We start from the raw sequence: 23,542 nt of genomic DNA, 5'->3' as shown, positions 1-23,542 counted from the left end.
TTTACTTATCCTCCTCTTGTTTGTCTTTTTTAGATGTATATAAATCATTGCGCTGATCATAATACCCCATCAAATAACAGGGTTCCAAACTTTTATTGCGGATTTTATCAGCTGTTTCACCTATTTTGCCCATAATTTCGCCAATAAGCCCCAAATAGAAGTTTTTTCTTGTATCCGGCAAATACTTCAAATAAGGTCTTAAAGCACCATTAATATTCGCTGTACCACTTTCCGGCTTAGCACAATAAAAATTCCACAATTTATCAGCATGAGTTTCCCTGATATCATTATCAGTATAGCCGTACCGGCTCTTCATTGCGTCAATCTCTAGCTTTTCAAATACAGCTAATAATCTGCCATATAAATAATCACGATTCAACTTATTTTTATCAAGGCTCATATTCCATTCCTCCTTTTGGGCCTTATCATTATAATACTTTCTTATGACCGCACAAGCTACAGAAAGTATCTTTTCACGATTTTTCTTATTATAGCTTTTAGGCATTGAAGCCTTGGCAGTTAATGCCATTACTATATCATAAGGCATAGGCAGTTTCTCAATAAGACACTTAAACAGCCTCTGCATATGTTGTTTTAAAAGCTTATCATCAACTTCAACTTTGCTGTTATCATCATTGCCCCGCTGAACACCGAAAGCAAAACGCACTATATCATACAACAACGGTGATTGGATATTTTGATAATAATACCAATAACAACTATTATACCAGCTATTAATTCTTTCAAAAAAATCAGATGCCTTTAATTCATTATAATATACCAATGATAATCGACCGGTTGTTGCTGCATCAAAAGCTGCTATAATTACATCCTCATCATTAGGTAAATCATTTTTAAATCCAGCCAAGGTATTGTACAATTCTTTGCGATAATCAGAAGGAATAAAAATTGTTTTCTTTTTATCGCCAAATATACTCTTATTAAACTTTGGTACAGGTTTTCCTTTAGGATTCCAACACAAAAAAGTTCTATCAGATACGCAAAAGCTAGTTTCAGAATTATTGGCCAGCCACTGCAAAATCACAAACACTTTCTGAAAGGTTGAATATCCCACACTGCTTGCTTGTTCGGCATCAGTAAAGCGTCCACGAAAAACAAAATTTGCAGTATCATTAGAAGAAATCAATTTAGCATTTGCCTGCATATTTACAATGCCTTTAGGAACCATAGGTGCAAGAATTTCTTGTTCTCCAGAAATCATGCAAAGGTCCGTAATGAATTTCTCATTATTTTGCATTTGAGTGTCATAATAAGAAGCCCATTTTTGGAATAGCTGTTTATCACGCCAACATTCTTCTACGTCTGTTCCCAAAACACGCCAACGCACCATGCATTGCAATGGTTCTACACCATTAATTTTTTTGTCAGCTATTTTGTTATTTTTATCCAATTCCAAAAGTTGTTCTCTTACTAAATCCTTGACAATTGTTTCTCCATCAAGATACTTCTTTATAGCACTTAGTTTTATATCGCCATATTCTGGTGAGGCTTCCCAATTTGCTAATAAATTCATATATTCCTGATGCTTATTGTTTTCTGTTGGAATCAGATAATCTAATTTATCGCTTAATGGATGCGCTGCCGGATTCTTGCCGGAACGACTACCGGATTCTATTGTTACAGGAATAATAGTTGGCTGCTCAAAAGGCACATTAGGATCTTTGCTTTTTTTATCCAATGCTCTTGCACTTACAAATTCGCCATTTAGATTAATGCTTACTTCAATTTGTACATTTTTCAAAATATGCGAAATTGGCAATAAAGGTGATTTGCCGGCTGCAAGCATTCCTACTAATGACTTATGGTATTCATATGTCTCATAGGCTTTATTAAACAAACTCATCTATTGTTCCTCCTTTCTCTTGTTCGAACTCATCTAAACCACTAAAATTCTTCTTATCTTCAAAAATTTTCATTTTCATCGGATGAATTCTCTTAGTAGCAGTGCACTCTTCAGGCCGTATGAAATCAATAACTCCTTTTTTCATAACCGGTCGCCAAAAACGTACAGTCATGCAGTCCTTAGTTTCAGAAGAATAAAATTCATCCGGATAAGTAATACCATGATACATAACACCAAAAGCCAATTCATTAACATCATCATAGGCCCCAGCACCTTCACCAAATTTACAAGGCTCTACATAAGCCTGACATTCGCGTGTTCCCAAAAAAACATCTCGGCGGCCGCCTTTCAATATCATCCGTTTTGCAATATTATGATGTTTATTCTCATTTCGGTCACCTTCCAACTCAGGTCGGTTCTTATTCCATTCAAAATGCGCCTGGACTTGATACCGGCAATTTTTCAGGTATGTATAATATGCCAAATCATTTCCATTACCAGTGTATTTAATTGGACGGACGCCTTTAACCTCTGTTTGAATCTGATTCATTACACGCACCTTGTCAATGTACCAAATGATGGTTGGCTTCCAATATACAGACATTAAAACACCTTTTAATGCTTCATATGTAGGCACCTGATAAGAACACTTCTCACCACCTACACGCATGATTGGATCACTAAAAAGTGCATAATTACCATAAACCTCAAATTCGACATTATTAGAATGCATACGACACCTCCATTGCTTAATAAAAAACTCCTTCGCCACCTATGGCATCTAAATTCAAACCAAGCTTATCATCATAGTAAGCAGAATCATTCAAGATATAGATGCCAAAATAATCATTATATATCACTGCTGCATCTTTATTTCCTTCTTTTAATTTTTCTATTTGATATTGGTAGCATGTAACAGTATATCCAGTTGCTTGCTTTATAACTTCCTCAGCATACACAAAATTATACATAGCTTTCTCAGAATTCAGCTCACTAATAACATCTTGCCCCTTCCCATAAGGTACTATCATTTCAACGGTATTATTATCAAAAACATTAAAATACTTTCCTACCGTCTTTAACTGTTGCGCCAAAAAGTAACCATCTGCAACATCATGTTGATTTAACAATCCGTATAAAGACTTATGTAAATTAGGTACTAAAAAATCTTGCTCACCCTTATCCATCTTAGAGTACAGCTTTCTATAATAAAAGGAAATAGCTGCATCGGAGTTCAAGCTAGTATAATGTTTTTTTATTTTAACTTCCTGTAATAAACTTTCAGTTGCTCCTTTGGCAGTTTCAATCTCTTTAAGCCGATGAAGTTTCTCTCCCAATAAATTTACAATGTAAACCGACTCTAATTTATTTTCGCCATTTCTATTGCATCTTCCTGCTGCCTGAACAACACTATCCATTCCAGCCTGTAATCTAATAACACATTTAAAAGAAATATCCACACCAGCCTCAATTACTTGAGTTGCAACGCAAACTATTTGTTTAGGATCTGGCAAACTCAAATCTATTTTCATTGACTCTACTATCATTTTTCTATGCTTTGTACACATCGAGGCAGATAAATGATACATTGGAACGGTATTGTTTACTTCAGCCTGTAAATTCTCAAATAATTCTTTTGCCTCTCGTTTTGTATTGCATACAACTAGAAGGCTTTTTTTGCTCCTTATTATTTCTAAAGCAAAATCAGATAACTCTTCCATGCTCATAGAACCCTTGTCAACTAATTCCACACGTTCAAAAACCTTTAAAGTTTCGGAGGGCAACGTAATCAAATCACTAACCTCGTTTAATAATTTATGCTCAGCATTTTCAAAGGACGGTTGGGTAGCGGAACACAAAATAACAGTTGCGTGACATTTTTTCACAAGAAAGTTAATAGTTAAATTAAACAGCGTAAGCATTTTGTTTGGCAAAGACTGCACCTCATCAAAAACAATTACACTATTGCACAGAGATGCAAAACGTCTGACTGAACTGGTTTTTCCTAAAAACATAGTATTTAGAAGTTGCACCAATGTTGTTATAATCATAGGATTATCCCATGACTGCATAAGCAACTCTCTCTTATTTAATTCTTCGACATCACTGTTTTCATCATCAATGACATTAGAATGATGTTCTAAAATAATACTATCATCCTGTACTGCTTTTCTTATTTCCTGTGCATTTTGTTCAATGATGGACAGTAAAGGCATGACAAAAAACATTCTTTTTTTATGATATTTTTTTGCATGTTCCAAGGCATAACGCAATGAACTTAAAGTTTTGCCACCACCAGTCGGAACATTTAACCTGTATACTCCTTCAGGTTTTTGCGCAGCAACAGCACATGCAGCAGAAATCTCCTTGCGTGCTAAATCTATATCTCGATCTGTCTTAAAATTTTTAATATAAGAATTAAAATTCTCTAACGCCTTGCTCCAATCCAAGCTTACCTGCTTAGTTACCTCATTTTTTTCAAATTCCATAGTATCTTTTCTATCGGCATCTATAACTGCCGATGTCAGTAAACGACACACCAATGAATAATAAAATGGAATTTCATGTTCTTCATCATGCTCTGTTCTATCTATACTAACTATTATATCGGCAAGATTTTTTATTTCATCTGTTGCCTCCAAAAGCAATTTTTCAATTTCATCCTCACTGGCACATTCATTATAGAAGTTTTCTATAGCCTCCTCAGAATCAATGTTTTCTTTTTCTAATCTGTAAGCAAAGGCACTTTCATCCTTATCTTTTATGCAGTCAAATAAGCCGTGATGTGCTCCGATTGCATAAGCTATCAATTCAACAGTTAAATCTTGGAAGTAATTTGTTCCAACATATTTAGCATGTTTCGCTAAAATCAGCTTTACCCCTGCAAAAGTATGATTAACAGAACCTCTCTGAACTTTTTTCTCATTGATAACTGCATCTTCAATATACCGTTTAAACCTGAACATATATTTGCCACAGTCATGTAATAAGCCTGCAAGATAAGCAGTCTTTTCTAAGCCTACTGTCTTTAATGCTTCACTAGCATATTTTGCTGTATTACGGCAATGCTCAGCAACAGATTGAAATGAATAAGTTACTTTACCATCACAAGATATTTCTTTTCTTATATGAGCCGGATACATACTGAACACCTCACTTTTTTGCTTTCAATTATATTTTAATGTTTGAAGAATCAATTGTCAAGGATTATTATTTCTGCTAAGCACGCAAAATTACCTTGTCTTCTGAAGATTGTTATTGTACAATGAAAGAGTCATATACTTTCGGTATATGTGGATTGAAAAAATTATATTTTTATGTATGTAAATGGAGATACTAAAATGTATCTCTATTTTACATTTCTGCTAATTTATCTTTAGTGTATCACACTACAAAGACAGTTTTTGTCTATATTGAAAAAGTCACTTGCTACCTTGAAAAAAATTTAGGAATTTGCACAAAAGTCCAGTCTATTAATTTTTTTAAATTACAGACTGGACTTTTCTGATTCCACAATGAATACCTATATTGTATATTCTTTTATTATAAAAATTCTCCCCCCTACCTCACGCGTATACGCCTGCCTTCACCATTCGCCAGAAAAATCTCGCCCAGCTGCAATCTGCCATCCACAATCTTAAACACATCGCTTTCAAACGTGCCCACCTTAGTTTCAATCTCCACATTACTAAAGGCCAGCTCGCCGCTCTGGTCGCTAAAGCTGCCGCACAGGCTCAAAAACGGCACCAGCATGTACGTTCCCTTGCCCGTAGAAAAGCTGCCATAAACCAGGTTATTGCCCTTAGGCCCCTCATTGCGGAACTTAATCTTCAAAGCAACGCTCGTATTAATCTTGCTGCTTTTGGCAGCCAGCGAAGCCATCAGGTTCTTGCCATCAACATCAATCTTGTAATAACGATTATCAAAATGATACAGGCCGATAGCATCAAAGGTACCGCCAAAAATGCTGCCCGTCACATCCTGAAAGGTGATCAGCGCATTTTCATAATGGTAGGTGCCGTTGATATTCGTAAAATACAAATCGTTCAGATGCAGCTCCTTCAGCGCCAGCGCCCCATCAATCAAAGGCTTCTTCAGGCTGCCTGTCATCTGCCCGGTCACCGTCATCGCATCATTAATATTCTTCATGCCCAGCGAATCCGGGATAACATCATACAGGCAGATGTTGATATTCGTCTTCTGCTCCCCCTGCAGGTCGCAGGTTCCGTCAATATTCAGCCCCTTGCCTGCGATACTGCCGCCGTAGCGTCCTGCCGCCAAATGCAGCTCCAACTTTTGATGCTCATGTATCTGCGCCGTTCCGTCCACGTCATTCAAAATAAAATGGCGCTTTTTATATTCTGCCGACAGCACCGTATCATGCAAAATCAGCTTAATATTCGGCAGTCTGCCCTTAATCTGCAGATGGCGCTTTTCCGGTGGCACCTCGTCCGGCAAAATCTCCTGCGCCTCGCCTTTACGCTGCAGCACATCCAGGCGCATTTTATCATCAAAGCCAAGATGAATATAAGCACCGCTCAGCTCCACCTCCTGCACAGTATCAATACCGGCAATGCGCAGGATAATATCCTTCGGCTTGATTTTGATGCGTCCCTCCGGCACATCCAACAAGCGTTCATCCTCCGGCGAATCCCAGGTCAGGTTTTTAAAATACACGTTGCCCCAGATATCGGCACGCAGCTCCTCGGCCGTCACGCTTCCTGCCAGCACCTGCTGCTTTGCCATATAATAATTAAAAAGCTCCGCCGCATGACGGCTGGCACGCTGCGCCAAAAAGAAGTACACAGCGCTGCCCGTAGCCAGCAGGCAGATGCAAAGCACTGCCAGATGTGTTTTAGATAATCTGCGTATTGCCTGCAACATATAATCACCACTTTCGCTTCTAAACTTTCTAAGCTCAGTATAGCACCACGCCGAACTGCCCGCAACTAATAGCAAAGGCACAGCAGACCTGTCACCAGCATCTGCTATGCCCTTATATATACATATTAAATTGTTACTTCAGGCAGTACGTTCCGTCGCCAGCCTCCGCCACACCGGCAGCAAAAAATGCCTGCGCCAGCTTTGCCAGATACGCCGTATCCTTAACGCCTGCCATTTCGTAGGCAGAATGCATCGCCAGCTGCGCCAGGCCAATATCCACCGACTTAATCGCTACCTGGCTGGTAGAGATATTACCCAAGGTGGAACCGCCTGCCATATCCGAACGGTTATAGAAAAGCTGCAGCGGCACATTTGCCTTTTTAGCCAGCAGCTGCACCAGCGCGCCGGATACCGCATCCGTAGTATATTTTTGGTTGGCACTGTATTTCACAACCACGCCCTCGTTGGGATAGGTCTTGTTCGTCAGGTCGTTTTTATCCGTATGATTGGGGTGCACAGCATGCGCATTGTCCGCCGAAAGCATCAGGCTATTGGCCAAAGCTACCAGATAATCCTCCTCGTCTCTGCCCATTGCCTTGTTGATGCGCTGCAGCGTATCCTTCAGCAAGGTCGCTGCCGCTCCCTGCTTCGTCCCGCTGCCAACCTCTTCGTTATCCAACATGCAGAACACCGGCACACTTGCGCCTGCCTCTGCCGCCAAAAAGCCCTGCAATCCGGCAAACACGCACTGCAAATCATCCAGCCTGCCGCTGGCCACGTATTCCTGCGCCAGGCCCACTGTAGTCGCCGGCATACGGTTGTACAGGAAAAGCTCCGTATCTACAATCTGCTCCGCAGTAACGCCGCAGGCCTGCGCCAGCAGCTTCTGCAGGCCGCCCTTGGTCGCAGCACTGCCAACAAGCGGCAGCATATCTGTCTGCGCGTTCAGCTTAACGCCATCGTTGGCTTCCCTGTTCATGTGGATTGCCAGATTGGGAATCAGCAGCAAATCCTGCTCAATATTAACCAGGCGCGCTTCCAAACGGCCGTCAACATTGCACAGCACGCGTCCGGCAACGGAAAGCGGCCTGTCCAGCCAGGTGTTCAGCAGCATGCCGCCATACATTTCCACATTCAGCTTCACATACCTTTCGTCTACTACGATTTCAGCATTATTCTTCAGCTTGAACGCCGGCGAATCGCAGTGGCAGGCGTAAACCTGAAAGCCCAAATAATCCTGTTTGGGAATAACAAAGGCCAGCAGCGCTGAACCGTTACGGCTCACGTAATATTTGCCACCAGCCTGCAGCTGCCACCTGCTGCTTTCCTGCAGCTCGCTAAAGCCAGCCGCCGCCATCTCCTCCTTAATATTTTTCACCGCGAAAAAGCTGTTTGGCGTTCTATCCAAAAAAGCACACAGCTTCGCATTCAGCTCCGTATAAGCCTTTTCCATTTCTATCGCTCACCTCTGTAAAAATTTCTTGGTATATTACTCCACAAAGCGCTCTCGCAGCAGCTTGATTTCTGTAGCGTAACCCGGCAGCTCGTTCGGCGTTTCCAAGTAAAACGGCAAGGCGCGCAGCGCCGGGTGGTTAATCACCGCCGTCAGCGCCTCCAGACCGATGTTGCCTGCACCGATGCACGCATGACGGTCCTTATGGCTGCCGCAAATGTTCAGGCTGTCGTTCAAATGCACTGCCTTCAAGCGCTCCAGGCCGATAATTTTATCGAACTGCGCCAGTACGCCGTCCAGGTCGCCGACGATATCATAACCGCCGTCAAAAATATGGCAGGTATCCAGGCAGACGCCCATCTTTTCGTTAAGCTGCACCCTGCTCAAAATCGCCGCCAGCTCCTCAAAGCTGCGGCCCACCTCCGTACCCTTGCCTGCCATCGTTTCCAGCAGAACCGTGGTATGCAAATCCTTATGCAGCACACTGTTGAGCAGCGCCGCTATTTTTTCAATGCCAACCTCAGCGCCCTGCTTCACATGGCTGCCGGGGTGAAAATTATACATATTCCCCGGCACATATTCCAGCATCGCCAAATCGCCCTCCAGCACCATCTGCGCAAACTCCAGCAGCTTAGCATCTGCCGCGCAGGGGTTCATCGTATACGGTGCGTGTGCCAGAATCTGCGCAAAATTGTACTCCTGCATCAACGCATTCAGCGCCGCCGCGTCTTCCGGCTTCACAGCCTTTGCCTTGCCGCCGCGCGGATTGCGCGTAAAAAACTGAAACGTATCGGCACCAATCGACAGCGCCGTCTTCCCCATCGCCAGAAAGCCCTTCGATGAGGATAAATGACAACCTATATGTAACACTTCTTCAATCTCCTTTGCTATTTTTCCACCAGCTGATAGCTTTCCGCCAACAGCTTCTGCACCAACGAAATGTCTGCATCCTTTTGCAGCATTACCGTCAGCCAATGCTTTTTATTCATATGATACGCAGGATAAAAATGCTGCCTGTCCACCAGCTGCTCAATCTTTGCCGGCGGCAGCTTAATGTTTAAAACATCAACCTTCCCCGCCTTCGCTATGCCCAGGCTTTTATAGGGAATCGTCATAAACAAAGCGTACCATTTATTTCTCCGTGCCGTCTTAAAGGTAAAATTCTCCGGCGTTTCCGGCCACGGTGCGTCGGGAACAGTGCCGAAGCGCTGCGAGCAGTAATCCATCAGCTGCAGCTTAACGTTGCTCTTTATCAGGCACTGCGTTTTTATTTCTTCCAGCAGCGCCTCTGCTTTCTCGCGCACGCTCATCACGTAGCCGCTGATGTTATCGGCCACGTTAAAGGGCAGGTACTCTTCGTCCGTATCGCTCTCCAAAACATTTACCGCCACCGCCTTGCCTGCAAGCGTAACGACAGCGTAAAATTCTGTTTGCGTCAGCGGCTTGCGCAGTGTCAGCTCTGCGCCCTCCTGCACAAAGCCATAGGCCAGCGCCTTTTTTATATCAACATCATATTGCTCTAAAATAGGATAAAGCATTGCCCTTCCCCCTGCAAATAAAATCAGCAATACCGCCAGCAAATCAGCTGAAATCAGAACTCCTGCACAACCTCAAAGCGGTATTTTTGTTTAATCGCAGGATATTTTTCGCGGTCCACCTCGCTCATAAACATAGCGTAAGGACGGGCGCAAATCTTAAACGGAGCATACAGCGCCTGATACACCACCAGCTTTTCGCCGGTCTCCGTATGCTCGGCAAAGGCCAGTATCTTATACAAGTATTCCGTCGTAGGATTGGCGATAGTTTCTCTTTTGAAATGGCGCACAATGTCGCCCATATGCATTTCTCTAGTCATAATATTAACCTCCGGAAGTATGTCAGCTTATATAATTATAACACGTTTTTTCATGATAAAGTAAAAAAGCTATTACGTCACATCATCTGTCAGCTCATGAAAAATCAGCAAAACACTTATCACTGCCTTATAATTATCAGGACCTAAAAAAAGCGTCCTGCCGTTTTTTCGGTAGAACGCTTTCTTAAACTTCTTATTTTTATTGATATACTAGGGCCTTCTGGGAAAACCTCTTGGGAACTCTCTATCAAGCTCACTATAAATATGACGGGCTTGCTGCCATTCTTCCGAAAAGAACAAAAAGTAAATCAATGCACATATCAATAAAATAATCACCCAATCCTTAACCAACGTATAATAATCCTCTTTCATCAATATACCTAAAGATTTCTTAGCCTTAATGATTTCTGAATCACTGATTATTCTATCAACATATCTGAAACTCGTTCGGGAAGAATTCAGCTCAGCATACGTTCCTTCAAATATTTTTTCAACTCGCCCATATCCTGGATAGCAATTTCTTATGTCCTCATTTACATAAACGAAATCGCCCTTTTTCACGCATAACATATCTGTAATAAACCAATCGCGCCTGATTTGCATTCTAAGCCTATACCTAAGCAACAAAAATTTATGCTTTTCTTTATCTGCATGATTATCATAAAGCAAAAAATTTCTGTTATTCTTGCCTCGACGAATTCCTCTGTCACTGTCAATAACCACAAAATACGAATCATCAACAGAAGCTTTATTTTGCGGAGTGTCCGAAGCGCAAGCAGAAGACTTCTTTTGTACTTTTGGCGACAAAGCATTTCCTTCTGCATCCTCAGGAGATTTTCCAATAGCCTCCGGCTCTTTCTTTTGCACTTTCGGCCGCAAATATTTCGCATCTACACTTTTATAACAATATTCTGGCAAGGGCATATCCGCCAATTCACTGTAAAAAATACCACGCACTGTTACAACCTTACTGCCATCACGCGTAGTAACATAAACCTTATCTCCTTTTTTGATATCATCTATATCGCACATATAATCATACAGCTTGCTGCTATTATAAAATTGTACTCTTACAAATTTACGCATTGCACACACTCCGCTCTTTCATAAATATCATTCCGATAACTAAATTATATATGACACCATGGACAGAAACTGTCATTGTTATAAAAAAAGCCATGAAACGAAAATTTTAATGCACCTTTTTCTGTATTAATAAAGAACGAGATAATAACACTTCCCGATAAAGCACCCTTCCCCCTACCTGTCGTACTCTTCCTTTGCATCCACTTCCGCTGCCTCTATCAGCTCCCGAAAACCCTTCAAAGCGTCAAAAGCAGCAAACTGCTTCGCACGCACGCTGTAATCTGCATTATCCTCGGCTGCAGCCTTAAACGGATTATGCACCGCCTGGCGCCTGCCGCCCTTGCGAAAATACTTATCATCATTCACCGTTATGACCTCCAATCAACGTATTCCTCAGCTTGCCCGTCGCCTTTTCCCGATAGCTGATTCCGCGCAGGATAGCATTCTTGCCATACTTCCCCTTAATATCCAGCAGCGCCTGCTGGACGTCCCTGTCCTTGTCCTCATCAACATCATAAGGAGCAAACAGCGACTGTTCCGCACTGCCCAGCCAGGCAAGATTATCCGCGCAAACCGTCAGCTTTCTGATTGGTTGATTTGGCAGCGTCTTTTCCTTATACAGCGCAACAAAAAAATCCTCCAGCACCTGAAACGAATCTGTTGGCTGCGGCAAACGCCTGCTGCCGCCGGTCGGTGCATAGCAATCCTTGCTGTAGCCTATCTGCAGGCTTATAACATTGCACAGCATCTGCTTTTCCACCAGCTTCAGCGCCAAAAGCTCCACCATCTCCACCAGCACAATCAGCGCGTCCTCATAAGCATAATCCTCAAAAAGAATCTGGCTGTTGGAAATACTGTGCGACTTGGGCCGGTATGCCTTAAGCTGCTGCATCGTGCAGCGTTCCCGTCCCCAGGCGTGGTCTATCAAATACTCCGCATTCACGCCGAATTCCTTATAAAGCCATTTTTTGTCCGCCTGGCAAATGCCGTAAAGGTCGCAGATGCCATGACGCTCCAATCTTCCGGCAATCCCCTTGCCGATGTTCCAGATATCAGTCAACGGCTGGTGATGCCACATCGTCTGCTTAAAAAGCTCTTCGTCAAGATACGCTATATTATCCGGCTTGTGCTTGGCCTGCACGTCCAGCGCCACTTTCGCCAAAAACATATTTGTGCCCACGCCGCCGGTAGCACAAATACCAAATTTAGTATATATAGAATCCATCAGCAGCTTCGTAAACTCCCGCGGGGATTTTTTGTAGAGCCGCAAATAGGGTGAAAGATAAAGAAAGCATTCATCAATGGAATATACGTGAATATCCTCCGGGCTGAGGTAGTCCAAATAGTTGCGGTAAATGGCAGTGGAATATTCCATATACTTTTTCATGCGTGGCTTGGCTATCGTGTACTTAATCCACGAGGGGATCTCATACAGCCTGCACCTGTTGCGCACGCCCAGCTGCTTCAGCGCCGGGGAGATGGCCAGGCAGATTGCGCCGCGTCCACGCGCAGCATCAGCTACCACCAGATTCGCCTCGAAGGGATCAAGCCCGCGCTCCACGCATTCTACGGAAGCAAAAAAGCTCTTCAAATCTATACAGGCATAGTATTTTTCTGTTTTCTGCTTATTGGCTTCCATGACAAATTCCTCCTGCACTAAACGAACATTCGTTGTGTTTTTGTAATGCTATTATAGCACTTTACGAACATAATTTCAATATAAAAAGCTTTAGTCAGTGTAGCAGCTGCCAACGAAAAAAGGCTGACGCCTTGCGTAAATGCGAAGCGTCAGCCTGTGTTATATGCTATGAATTATGGTAAAAGACATTGGCAAGGTGCGGATTTCTGCTCACTCCTCAGTTCTATTCTACTCATATTCTAACCATATTCTAATCATTCTGCTCATATTCTAACCATTCTAATCATAATTGTCAATCACACTGCTTAGAATAATGAGTAGCAGGGGCATCAACAAGAGCAGCATGTGTCCTAAATTTTATATATTATTCGGGACACTTGGCACAAATTATCAGCTGCCAACGAAAAAAGGCTGACGCTTTGCGTAAATGCGAAGCGTCAGCCTGTATTGTTTTGTACGAGGTTATTCAATTTTTTCTAGTAGCTGTAAAAAGTTATGTTTTGGAGTGGTCTTAATACCTTGCAACCTAAGCACCACAAGCTATTTTATTCATATCAGCCTACTAAAATAAGTTACCATATTCTTTGCCTTCTCAATGCCATTCTCAGCCGCAAGTTTATACCACCTAACCGCTTCTTCCTCATTTTCCTTTACGCCTTCACCATAATGATAAGCACATCCAACATCATAATATGCATCTACATATCCCTTCTCAGCCGCAAGTTTATACCACTTAACCGCTGCTTCTTTATTTTCCTCTACACCATCACCCCAAAAATATGCTTCGCCAACCATGTATTGTGCGCCAGCATGTCCCTTCTCTGCAGCCAGCATAAAAAGCTTAAAAGCTCCCTCATAATCTTCTTCATCTTTTTTTCGCTTAGCTTGTTTATATAATTTAGCTGCATTTAACTCAGAACCGCTCTTAATAACATGTATATCCTCACGCTGCTTATCAGACAAGGCTTTAATCTCCTCGCTCAACCTTGCTACCGCTGCAAAATCATTTTTCTTGAAAGCCTCTTCCAGCTCGCGCGTTTTTCCCTTCAGCACATTTACGTTATCAGAAATAACCGTTTTTACTTGCTTATCAATAATAGCATCAACTAGCCAATGACAAATGTGCTCCAGCTTAGCAAGTGTTCCAGCAACATCAACTTCGCTTCTACTCTTTTCTTCAAAATGGATATTCTCATTGCACATATCCTTTAATGCAAAAATTTCATGCTGCATCTCTCTGGATATCTGCAAATTATTTTTTATGTCATTAACCTTTTCGTATAAGCTTCTACCATTACAACCGGCAACAGTAACTACACATTCCAAAGCTCTGCGGCATTTGAGCATAAACACATCAGCATCATCATTCACGCGCTCTTCTACCTGTGTGCAAAGCTTATATAGCTTTTGGTCCTTGCTCTTCAAAAAATCAAATCTACTCATCGTATACACCCCAAATTTCTAGTATTTATAAAACTATCAAGCAGTATCATTCAGTGAAATTTTCGCCTATTTATACATATTATATGACAAAGGCTGCTTTTTTCCAATATCAATCGTTTTAAAAATGGCTGACGCCTTGCGTAACCGCGAAGCGTCAGCCTGTGTTACTCTCTCTAACAAATTCAACGCGCACCTTTTTTCCACGATTACCTCGTTATTATATGCTATACCTTGTTCAGCGGTTGAACACCGACATACTAAAAAAAAATCAAGCCTACTGAATTACTGACCACGTAATCCAATAGGCTTTTTTATGCTTTAAAAATTTTCCGTAGCCCTGCTGCACACTCCGCAGCAGAGCTAATTTTTCCATATTAATAATGCTTAGTCTACTCCCCCAGCCTACTCTAAATTATTATAGCGATTATAACTATCCGTCCAGGTCCAAGGCAGCGACAGCAGGCTCAGCTCCGCTTCCTTCCAGGGATACTCCGGCTCCTCCTCCTGCTTCTCGTAGCTTTCACATATTTCCTCGTTATACTGATCGAACACAAGATAAATCATTCTCTGTGTCTGCAGCCAAAATACCCGCATAACAACAAAATGCAGGAAAATAAACAAAGGCAGCACATAATCACCCCGGTATAATTGGTGTCTGATGGGCAACCCCAGAATAAAGATGGTCGCAACCAGTACTAAGAAGGAGCCACGTTTTCCTAGCATCGTTTCGCCTGTCTCCTCCAGCACAGGTGCCACATAATCACAAAACGTCCACTGTATTTCAAACTTACGCATCGCCAAAATCATGTTAATACAGCCTAAGGCACCTAAAAGATATTCGCCAAAATTTTCCACGCTATAACCCACTTTCCTTTTCCACTTTCAGCTAGGAATAATCTACTCTATCCCGACACTCCTGCATATAAAAGCATTTTTCAAATAAAAACAGAGAATAGTGCTGTCATACACTATCCTCTGTTTTTTATTCCACCAATCAACTGTCACGATTGGACTAATTCTGGTGGAGATGAGGGGAGTCGAACCCCTGTCCGAAAATATTGCCATACAACTTTCTCCGAGCGCAGACGTCATACTTTGTTTCGCGCTGCGATTGCCTGACGACGGGCCTTCACATTGCTATCCTAAAGAGTTTCCCTTAAAGCCTATAGGAATCAGCCTTAAGGTATCCCACTATTGACTGTCATTCCTCACCCGCGGGAAGAGGCTCAGAGACAGTTAGCAGATTAAGCTGCTAAAGCGTATTCTTGTTCAGCGTTTATATTTAAACGTGCCCACCGATTATCGTGCAGATGGAACCACGGCTCGCTTATCATACCGCACCTACCCCCGTCGAAACCAGTACATCCCCAAATTGGAATATATCGGTGAAAGAGCCGATACGCTACAATGATATTGTACTATGCTTTAGTCAAAAAGTCAAATAGCATATTATGAATAAATTGTGACGGCTTTTACAATAAATTCAGCAGCTCTTCCTTAGACATCTTAAAGATGCTATTGCGTCCATCAACAGACAAAATGCTTTCAGCCAAATTCTGTTTATCGTTCTGCATCTTTAAGATTTTTTCTTCAATAGAGTTTTTCGCCACCAGCTTATAAACAGAAACAACCTTTTCCTGTCCAATGCGATGCGCTCTATCTGTAGCCTGATTTTGTGCTGCAACGTTCCACCACGGATCATAATGAATCACCACATCTGCTCCTGTCAGGTTCAAGCCGGTACCACCAGCCTTGAGCGAAATAAGAAATACAGGTGTAGCATCATTATTAAAAGCACGCACCAGTTCAAGCCTTTTCTCCTTAGGCGTTGCACCGGTAATCGTATAGTAGCTAATGCCTTCTCGCTGCAAATCATCAGCTAAAAGCTCTAGCATAGATTTAAACTGAGAAAAAATCAGTACCTTATGCTCGCCTGCAATCGCACTTTGCACCATCTCCAGGCACAGTTCCCGCTTAGCAGAAGCACCTTCATAATTACTGAATGCCAAGCCAGGATCACAGCAAATCTGACGCAAACGCATCAGCTCTGCAAAAATCTGTATTTTGCTCTTAGAAAGCTCTTCTTCACTCTGCGACTGCACTAATTTGAGCGTTTTCACAACCTGCCCATCATAAAGAGCCTGCTGCTTGGCATCAAAGCACGCGATACGCACCTCTTCGATTTTTTCCGGCAGTTCGTTTAAAACATCCTTCTTTAAACGTCGCAAAATAAAGGGTGCTATTAATTGCTTTAAGCGCTTGCCAGCAGTTTCATCATTGCTTTTAACAATCGGCTGCTCAAGCTCCTTTTTAAAACAACTATATTCATACAAATAACCTGGCATAAGATAATCAAAAATGCTCCAGAGTTCACTTAAGCGATTCTCGATAGGTGTACCCGTCAGTGCAAAGCGGTGCTTACTTTTAATCAGCTTAACCGATTTTGCTGCAGCTGTAGTATGATTCTTTATAAATTGAGCTTCGTCGATAAATTCATAATTAAAGGTCTTTCCCTCATATGCTGATATATCCCGCTTCAACAAATCATAAGATGTAATAGCTACATCATAACCGGTAAGCTGAGCAATTTTTTCTTCCCGCTCTTTTTGTGTACCAACAATCAAAATAATCTTTAAAGCTGGTGCAAACCGCGTAAATTCCTCCTGCCAATTATAAATAAGCGAAGCAGGACAAACTATCAGCGATGTTCCCTCTTCACCTGCTTCTTTAGCAGCTACTAAAACAGCTATGCTTTGCAGTGTTTTGCCAAGGCCCATGTCATCTGCCAAAACACCGCCAAAACCATAAGCTGCCAAAGTTCGCAGCCATTTATAACCATATTCCTGATAATTGCGCATTACCTTAACTAAAGAGGGCGGTACTTCAAAATCAGATTCATTGATAACCTTGAATTCCTTAATAAGCCTGCGGAATTTGCTGTCACGCTCTGTATATAAATCTGCATTTTGCTCCAGCATTTTATCCAGATAAAACGCCCTGTAAGCAGGCAGCTGCATTTTTCCTTTGACAAAATCTTTTGGGGCAATCCGCATCGCCGTAAACATATCTGCTAATTCTTCAATAGCCTTATTAGTAATATTGACAAAGTCACCATTACGCAGACGATGATATTTTTTCTTGTTTTTATAACTGCCTATGATTGCCAACAAATCTTCCAGAGAAATTTCACTGGTAGTCAGTGACAAATCCATTAAGCCGCTGTCAATGCTTACACCCACACTGACATTAACTTTATGGTGGATTTTAATCCGCTGAAAAGCATCCGTGCTGTTCACATCACCTAACTCCATAAGCTGAGCAACACCATTTTCCAGGAACTGCCACATGACGTCTTCATCTTTATCAATAACAAAAGCAAGCTCAGTCATATCAACCTCATTAAAATAATAATGAAGCAGTTCTACCAGCTGCTTTTCCTTATCTTCATCTCTGCTGGCAGCAATCATGTTACCGGCTAAGGCATCCAGCAGATTATATTGCTCTTCACCATAGCAGGCTTTGGCCACACAAAAAATTTTTCCTTGCTGATAATCCAAAAAGAAGGAAAATTTTACCTCCGGCTGCAGATATTTTTCAATGACAGCCGCATCATGTTCAATTATCTGTGCACAGCTTGCCAGCTCCGGCAATACCTGATAATAAAACCTGTTCAAGTCCTTATGACCTATTTTCAGGCTAACCTTACCATTTTCACTATGTTTAAGCAACGGCTGTAATTTATTAAAAAGGGCAATATCCATACGGTTCAAATAATAATCATCAGCAAAGTAAGCAAATTTAGAACCCTGATACACCTTAGGCAGATTACCCTCTACATTGATTCCTTTAAATACACCCTTTTTATTCATATCAGGAGAAAGAATCAGGTTTACATCCAGATTTTTATCGCGGAAGCCTAAGATAAGCTTTTTACTGCTGTCGTTAAGCTTACACGTTGCTTCAATTTTTGTACCGCTCGCCAGCTCATAAAAGCTGTCTAACGTCTTGCCGAACAGCAAAATACTGTTGCCTGAAGCAATGCTTTTAACCGGTACGCCATAACTGCGATATTTCATATTTTCAGCAGTACGGAAATTATCTTCTTCCACAACCTCCCTAAGCAGGGTGTAATACTTATATGCAGCTTCCGTAAATTTCTCTATACTGAAATTAATACTATCCTTACTGCCCAAAGCATGTTCTGCGCTAAAGCTATACTCCTTCACTAATCCAGGGATATTTTTGACAACGAACAGCTTGTCCCTGCCAATTTTAAAGGATAGATTTAACGCATCCTCACTAAGCTCCAACCGAGGTACAAGCTGCACCATGTTTGCATTACTATGCTTTTGCATAACAGGAATTAAAGATTTCGGCTTGCTGCTATAAAGCTCCAGCAATTCCCTTCCGGCAGTGCTGGTGTAATCGCCAGGATTATGTTCTTTAATGTAAGCATCAATCAAAAGCAGAAAAGCCATAAGGTAGGCATTAAATTTAAACCTCTTAGCTTCCGGTGACCAATGCGCAAAATAACTAAACTGTGCTCGCGGCACGCTGCATTCTATAGCTAAGATATCATCTTCCGAAAAAACAATCTTTAACGGGTACCGTCCATTGCTAAAGAAGGCATATCCTTCTATACGGGCTGTTAAGATTTTTTTCGAATCAGGCGAATAGAAATCATTTTCTTCTGTATCACAAGCTGTCAAAACAACATCCTGCTGCACCAGTTTTTTAGCTTTTGCATAAGCTTCTTCAGTGCAACAAACTTTTCTGGTTATTTCTGCCAGATTAAAAATGCATTCATCGTAATCACTGGCAGAAAAAAACGGCTTAATGAATGTCTTATTATTTTTATCCAAAAATTCATTAATGCGCTCATCATCAAAAAAGCCTTCTTGCTCGGCTAAAAATAAGGCAGCAGCTATATGCTTACATGGTCCTGTAGCATTATATGGACAAGAGCAGTCCATAGCAAGCTTATGGTTTTCAGTTATTTTTACATGAACATGATATACATCCCTGCCAAATACATAAGCCTCCAAGGACAAGCCATCGATAATAATATCATCTATATTGCCTTCACGATAATATTCTCTGCCTCTTTGTAATATTTTCCAAGGAAAATAATTCTGCCACTTCACTATCGCAACACTCCCGTACCCTTCATGTAAAAAGCTCTCTTAAGCACACCAATACACTTCCGGCGCACTCAAGAGAGCTACCTGTTTTACCTGTTCCTGTCCTTCAGCGCGCGCTCCATCTCGCGCTTCGCGTCGCGCTTGGCCATGTCCTGACGCTTATCATACAGCTTCTTGCCTACTGCCAGCGCCAGCTCCAGCTTCACCAGACCATGCTTAAAGTACAGCTTGAGCGGTACAAGCGCATAGCCCTTTTCCTTCACCTTGCCGATGAGCTTGTTAATCTCCGCACGGTGCAGCAAAAGGCGGCGGCTGCGCAGCGGGTCATGGTTAAAGATATTGCCGTGGTCATAGGGGCTGATGTGCAAGTTATACACAAAAACCTCCGCCTGACGCGTTACCTGCGCATAGCTGTCCTTCATATTCGCCTTGCCTGCACGCAGGGACTTTACCTCCGTACCGGTCAGCGCAATGCCTGCCTCAAAGGTTTCGTAAATGGTAAAGTCATGGCGTGCCTTACGATTTTCTGCTATAATTTTAATCTTTTGTTCTGCCATAATTATCTGCTTTTCCTATTCTTTTTCCTACTCTTTTTGCCGGATTTGCTGCCACCCTTGGCGCTGCTCTTCGGCGCAGGCTTGCCGTGCTTGGCGCTGCGGCGTCCTGCCTCTTTATTCTTCGCACCCTTGTGCTTTTTCTTCTGCGTCTCCGCACTCAGAGCGATGCTCTGCGTGCTGCGTCCGCTGCTCGGCTTCTGTTTCATCAGCAGCTGCTGGCGGATGTGCTCACGCACGCCTGCATTCTCCCCTGCCATGATGAAGTCGATGCTTACATCGCTGATATTTACCTGCAGCACCTCAATGCGCACCTTATCGCCCAGGCGATAGGTGTGACCGCTGTGCGTGCCGACAAGGGCATAACGCTCCTCGTAATATTCGTAGTAATCGTCCATCAGGCTGGAAATATGCACCAGTCCCTCGACGCCATTTTCCAGCTCAACGAACATGCCAAAGGCCGTCACACCGGAAATTACGCCGTCAAACTCTTCACCGATATGGTCTGCCATATATTCGCACTTCTTGAGGTCGACGGTAGCACGCTCCGCATCCGCTGCCACACGCTCGCGAATGGAGGAATGATCGGCAATAATATCCAGCTTATCGCCCAGCTTTTCAGCATCTGCTTCCTTCAGCGTGAGCTTGGCCATCCAGGCACGCAGCAGGCGGTGCACAATAAGGTCGGGATAACGGCGGATCGGCGAGGTAAAGTGTGTGTAGTACTTCGCTGCCAGGCCAAAGTGACCGATGTTATCCGTCTGGTAAACTGCCTGCTTCATGGAGCGCAGCGCTACTGTTGTTACCAGACGTTCCTCCGGACGGCCGGCAATTTCCTTCACAGCCTGCTGAATATCCCTCGGTTCCGTTTCTTCCTTGGGAATGAACTTAATATTAAAGTTTGTCAACAGCTTGGCGAATTCCTGCATCTTTTCCTCGTTCGGAATATCATGCACACGATAGATAAACGGCCAGTGCTGATTAAACATATGCTGCGCAACAGTTTCGTTAGCCGCCAGCATAAACTCCTCAATAATCGACTCCGCATTGCCGTGAATGCGCTGCACAATCTCAATCGGGTGCAGCTTTTCGTCCAGAATAACCTTCTGCTCCGGCAAATCAAAGTCCACAGCACCGCGGCGCGCACGCTTGTCATGCAAAATCTGGCGCAAAATATCCATGCGGGCAATCATCGGCAAAATGTCCTCATACTTGTCGCACATTTCCTTGTCGCCTGCCAAAATTGCACGCACAATATTATAGCTCAGGCGGTGGCGGACATTGATAACCGCCGGGAAAATCTCGTAGCTGAGCACCTTGCCCATTTTGTCGATATGCATCTCGCAGGCCATGGACAAGCGGTCCTCACCGGCATTCAGGCTGCAGATACCGTTCGACAAGCGCTCCGGCAGCATCGGCAGTACGCGGTCGACAAGATAAACGCTTGTGCCGCGCTCTCTTGCTTCCTTATCCAGCACGCTGTCTTCCGTAACATAATAGCTGACATCTGCAATATAAACGCCCAGCAGGTATTCGTTGTCGCTTATCTGCTCTACGTAAACAGCATCGTCCAAATCCTTGGCATCCTCGCCGTCGACGGTTACGACAGTGCGCTCACGCAGGTCGCGACGGCCTGCCAGTTCGCTCTTTTTAATAGACTTCGGCACCTTGCGCGAAGCCTCCAGCACCTCTTCCGGGAAGGTCAGCGGCAGGTCATTCTGCTTGATAATCGACAGAATCTCCAGGCCTACATCACCGATGTTGCCCAAAACCTCGGTAACCTTGCCTTCCGCCTTGCGGTGCTCCTGCGGCCATTCGGTAATTTCTACTACTACCTTCTGTCCTTCCTTGGCTCCGTTAAAATGCTTGCGCATAACATATACGTCCTGACCGATACGCTTGTCGTCAGGCGTTACAAAGGCGAAATCACCGGTCTGGTGGAAAACGCCTACCACCTTATTATTAGCATGCGTGATGATACGCAGGATTTCGCCCTCAGGCTTTTTACCCTGCGTCGCATTGTTCACACGCGCCAGCACGCGGTCATTGTTCATCGCACCATGCAAAGCGCGCGGCGGAATGAACACGTCCGGTCTGTCGCCCTTGTTATCCGGGATGACAAAGCCGAAGCCCTTGCTCGTCAGCTGAAAGCGTCCTGCAACCAGGCCCATTTTCTCCGGCAGACCGTATGTTTCAAAGCGTGTTTTTATAATCTCGCCGTTCTGCTCCAGCGCCAGCAGCTCATCCCAAAACTTGTTGGGATTAACATCATGCCCCAGTGCATCCACCAGCTCCTCCGAGGTCATCGGCGCATAGCTGCCATCACGCATCAGGCTTAAAATTTTTTCTCGTACGTCCTTCGTCTGCATAATATTTACCTCTATTCTTCTTCACCCTCGCCTGCGGCGAGCTTACGCGACGGTTGCGGCGTTTCGTCCACAATCATCATCTTCGACAGACATTCTGCTAAAAGCGTACCATCCTTCTTGCAGATTGTACCCTGCATCTCCACCATGCGTCCCTTACGCTTCAGCTCGCGCCCGGTGCAGACAACCTCTTCGCCAATCGCCAGTGGCTGGCGGTAGCGGATTTCAATCTTCGCCGTATAGGATGGCTTGCCCTCCTTGGCAAAAAGATAATTGCCTGTCACCTCATCCAGCAGTACGGCGACTAGTCCGCCATGCATACGTCCGGGGTAGCTCTGGTGCTCCCGGCGCGGCGTAAAATACGCTGTGCATTTGTCGTCATCAATTTCAAAACGCATATGTAAACCACTGGGATTATCCTTGCCACAGGCAAAGCACCAGCTATATTCATTATTATTCAACAGTGACTTATCCATATTTCTTCGTTTACCCCTCAATATCCTTTTCTTCTGCAAAAAAATCGGCGATTTCCTTAAAAACAGCCTCATGCTCGCGGTCCAGCGTCAGAATATGCCCGCTGTGTTCAAACCAGACTAATCTTCTGCTGGCGGCTGCGGCTAATTTATTATAGATGTATTCAGCACTGCGCGGCTGCACCGTATGCTCTGTTTTCGACTGCAAAACCAGGCAGGGGATTTTGATTTCTGCCAGCAGCTTATTTTTGCATTCGTTAAGCATCTTAAAAAGACTCATCAACGGCTTCGTCGGCATTTTGGCATAGGATATGCAATACTTCTGCAGCTCCTGGTAATTCTTCTTGTGCTTAGGCAAGTAGTGGATGAAAAAGCGCAAGAACGCCAACAGTGGCGCACGCTTATCCTGCACAAAAATAGGTGCCGAAATAAAAGCAGCCTTCTTCACCGGCAGCTTTGCGGCCAGCTTGATGGCCAGCAGTCCGCCCATCGAAAGGCCTGCCACGTACACGCAGTCAAAGCGCTCCAGCAGCTCCTGGCAGGCCGCTTCGGCTGCACCATACCAATCCGTCGCGGTGGTTGCCTCCAGGTCCTTGATGCTCGTGCCGTGGCCAGGAAGGCGCACGCAGCTCACCGTGTAGCCAAGCGCATGCAGGTAATCACCCAGCGGTCGCATTTCCGACGGTGCACCGGTGTAACCATGCAAAAGCAAAACCGCCTTATTATTTTTCCCTTCCAGCAGAAATGATTCTGCACCTTCAATTATCTGCACAAGCTTCACCTC

Annotated in this window: 18 protein-coding genes and 1 other RNA gene; all 19 read right to left on the bottom strand. The window is 43.6% G+C overall.

What is annotated here, in order from left to right; all coding sequences use genetic code 11:
- Position 1: 1 nt before the first annotated feature.
- Positions 2 to 1,864: a type I-C CRISPR-associated protein Cas8c/Csd1 gene (gene cas8c, locus Q0G26_RS09765; protein WP_293830213.1), complete on the bottom strand. Its 1,863-nt coding sequence runs from the start codon at positions 1,862 to 1,864 to the stop codon at positions 2 to 4.
- Positions 1,851 to 2,597 carry a type I-C CRISPR-associated protein Cas5c gene (gene cas5c / locus Q0G26_RS09760; RefSeq protein WP_293830211.1) on the bottom strand — a complete coding sequence of 249 codons (747 nt, stop codon included), beginning with the start codon at positions 2,595 to 2,597 and terminating at the stop codon, positions 1,851 to 1,853. The genes cas8c and cas5c overlap by 14 nt, the downstream gene beginning before the upstream one ends.
- Positions 2,598 to 2,613: 16 nt before the next feature.
- A complete protein-coding gene (gene cas3, locus Q0G26_RS09755) occupies positions 2,614 to 5,007 on the bottom strand; it encodes a CRISPR-associated helicase Cas3' (RefSeq protein WP_293830209.1) in 2,394 nt (797 codons plus the stop codon).
- Positions 5,008 to 5,425: 418 nt separating this feature from the next.
- Positions 5,426 to 6,748, bottom strand: a complete 1,323-nt coding sequence (locus tag Q0G26_RS09750; RefSeq protein ID WP_293830207.1) for a hypothetical protein — start codon at positions 6,746 to 6,748, stop codon at positions 5,426 to 5,428.
- Positions 6,749 to 6,881: 133 nt separating this feature from the next.
- Positions 6,882 to 8,201 (bottom strand): M18 family aminopeptidase, encoded by a 1,320-nt coding sequence (locus Q0G26_RS09745; RefSeq protein ID WP_293830205.1) that lies wholly within the window; start codon positions 8,199 to 8,201, stop codon positions 6,882 to 6,884.
- Between the two features lie 36 nt (positions 8,202 to 8,237).
- Positions 8,238 to 9,071 carry a deoxyribonuclease IV gene (locus tag Q0G26_RS09740; protein ID WP_293830203.1) on the bottom strand — a complete coding sequence of 278 codons (834 nt, stop codon included), beginning with the start codon at positions 9,069 to 9,071 and terminating at the stop codon, positions 8,238 to 8,240.
- Between the two features lie 17 nt (positions 9,072 to 9,088).
- Positions 9,089 to 9,739: an MmcQ/YjbR family DNA-binding protein gene (locus Q0G26_RS09735; RefSeq protein ID WP_293830201.1), complete on the bottom strand. Its 651-nt coding sequence runs from the start codon at positions 9,737 to 9,739 to the stop codon at positions 9,089 to 9,091.
- A gap of 53 nt (positions 9,740 to 9,792) precedes the next feature.
- Positions 9,793 to 10,056 (bottom strand): DUF1653 domain-containing protein, encoded by a 264-nt coding sequence (locus tag Q0G26_RS09730; protein ID WP_293830199.1) that lies wholly within the window; start codon positions 10,054 to 10,056, stop codon positions 9,793 to 9,795.
- 210 nt (positions 10,057 to 10,266) lie between these two features.
- Positions 10,267 to 11,142 (bottom strand): hypothetical protein, encoded by an 876-nt coding sequence (locus Q0G26_RS09725; protein WP_293830198.1) that lies wholly within the window; start codon positions 11,140 to 11,142, stop codon positions 10,267 to 10,269.
- Between the two features lie 174 nt (positions 11,143 to 11,316).
- Complete coding sequence (locus Q0G26_RS09720; RefSeq protein WP_293830196.1) at positions 11,317 to 11,508, bottom strand: hypothetical protein; 192 nt, start codon at positions 11,506 to 11,508, stop codon at positions 11,317 to 11,319.
- Positions 11,501 to 12,781: a hypothetical protein gene (locus Q0G26_RS09715; RefSeq protein ID WP_293830194.1), complete on the bottom strand. Its 1,281-nt coding sequence runs from the start codon at positions 12,779 to 12,781 to the stop codon at positions 11,501 to 11,503. The genes Q0G26_RS09720 and Q0G26_RS09715 overlap by 8 nt, the downstream gene beginning before the upstream one ends.
- A gap of 549 nt (positions 12,782 to 13,330) precedes the next feature.
- A complete protein-coding gene (locus Q0G26_RS09710) occupies positions 13,331 to 14,152 on the bottom strand; it encodes a tetratricopeptide repeat protein (RefSeq protein WP_293830192.1) in 822 nt (273 codons plus the stop codon).
- A gap of 474 nt (positions 14,153 to 14,626) precedes the next feature.
- Complete coding sequence (locus Q0G26_RS09705; RefSeq protein ID WP_293830191.1) at positions 14,627 to 15,079, bottom strand: hypothetical protein; 453 nt, start codon at positions 15,077 to 15,079, stop codon at positions 14,627 to 14,629.
- Positions 15,080 to 15,243: 164 nt separating this feature from the next.
- Positions 15,244 to 15,593: a transfer-messenger RNA gene (ssrA, locus tag Q0G26_RS09700) on the bottom strand.
- A 103-nt stretch (positions 15,594 to 15,696) separates the two neighbouring features.
- On the bottom strand, positions 15,697 to 19,368 hold the full coding sequence (locus tag Q0G26_RS09695; protein ID WP_293830189.1) for an SNF2 helicase associated domain-containing protein: 3,672 nt from the start codon (positions 19,366 to 19,368) through the stop codon (positions 15,697 to 15,699).
- A gap of 86 nt (positions 19,369 to 19,454) precedes the next feature.
- Positions 19,455 to 19,922: an SsrA-binding protein SmpB gene (smpB, locus tag Q0G26_RS09690; RefSeq protein ID WP_293810152.1), complete on the bottom strand. Its 468-nt coding sequence runs from the start codon at positions 19,920 to 19,922 to the stop codon at positions 19,455 to 19,457.
- 2 nt (positions 19,923 to 19,924) lie between these two features.
- A complete protein-coding gene (gene rnr / locus Q0G26_RS09685; protein ID WP_293830187.1) occupies positions 19,925 to 22,288 on the bottom strand; it encodes a ribonuclease R in 2,364 nt (787 codons plus the stop codon).
- 11 nt (positions 22,289 to 22,299) lie between these two features.
- Entirely contained in the window at positions 22,300 to 22,761 is a 462-nt protein-coding gene (locus Q0G26_RS09680) for a PaaI family thioesterase (RefSeq protein ID WP_009146157.1), read from the bottom strand.
- Between the two features lie 10 nt (positions 22,762 to 22,771).
- The gene (locus tag Q0G26_RS09675; protein ID WP_293830184.1) at positions 22,772 to 23,530 is read right to left on the bottom strand and encodes an alpha/beta fold hydrolase; all 759 of its coding nucleotides are present in this window, start codon (positions 23,528 to 23,530) and stop codon (positions 22,772 to 22,774) included.
- Between the last annotated feature and the right edge of the window lie 12 nt (positions 23,531 to 23,542).

Origin of the sequence: uncultured Phascolarctobacterium sp., assembly GCF_934190775.1 — a bacterium.
Taxonomy (GTDB): Bacteria; Bacillota; Negativicutes; order Acidaminococcales; family Acidaminococcaceae; genus Phascolarctobacterium_A.
This window is presented reverse-complemented; position numbering and strand designations above follow the sequence as displayed.

Bases quoted from the DNA above. Each gene is read 5' to 3' on its own strand.
- cas8c (WP_293830213.1), bottom strand. From the start codon at position 1,864: ATGAGTTTGTTTAATAAAGCCTATGAGACATATGAATACCATAAGTCA.
- cas5c (WP_293830211.1), bottom strand. From the start codon at position 2,597: ATGCATTCTAATAATGTCGAATTTGAGGTTTATGGTAATTATGCACTT.
- cas3 (WP_293830209.1), bottom strand. From the start codon at position 5,007: ATGTATCCGGCTCATATAAGAAAAGAAATATCTTGTGATGGTAAAGTA.
- Q0G26_RS09750 (WP_293830207.1), bottom strand. From the start codon at position 6,748: ATGTTGCAGGCAATACGCAGATTATCTAAAACACATCTGGCAGTGCTT.
- Q0G26_RS09745 (WP_293830205.1), bottom strand. From the start codon at position 8,201: ATGGAAAAGGCTTATACGGAGCTGAATGCGAAGCTGTGTGCTTTTTTG.
- Q0G26_RS09735 (WP_293830201.1), bottom strand. From the start codon at position 9,739: ATGCTTTATCCTATTTTAGAGCAATATGATGTTGATATAAAAAAGGCG.
- Q0G26_RS09730 (WP_293830199.1), bottom strand. From the start codon at position 10,056: ATGACTAGAGAAATGCATATGGGCGACATTGTGCGCCATTTCAAAAGA.
- Q0G26_RS09725 (WP_293830198.1), bottom strand. From the start codon at position 11,142: ATGCGTAAATTTGTAAGAGTACAATTTTATAATAGCAGCAAGCTGTAT.
- Q0G26_RS09715 (WP_293830194.1), bottom strand. From the start codon at position 12,781: ATGGAAGCCAATAAGCAGAAAACAGAAAAATACTATGCCTGTATAGAT.
- smpB (WP_293810152.1), bottom strand. From the start codon at position 19,922: ATGGCAGAACAAAAGATTAAAATTATAGCAGAAAATCGTAAGGCACGC.
- rnr (WP_293830187.1), bottom strand. From the start codon at position 22,288: ATGCAGACGAAGGACGTACGAGAAAAAATTTTAAGCCTGATGCGTGAT.
- Q0G26_RS09680 (WP_009146157.1), bottom strand. From the start codon at position 22,761: ATGGATAAGTCACTGTTGAATAATAATGAATATAGCTGGTGCTTTGCC.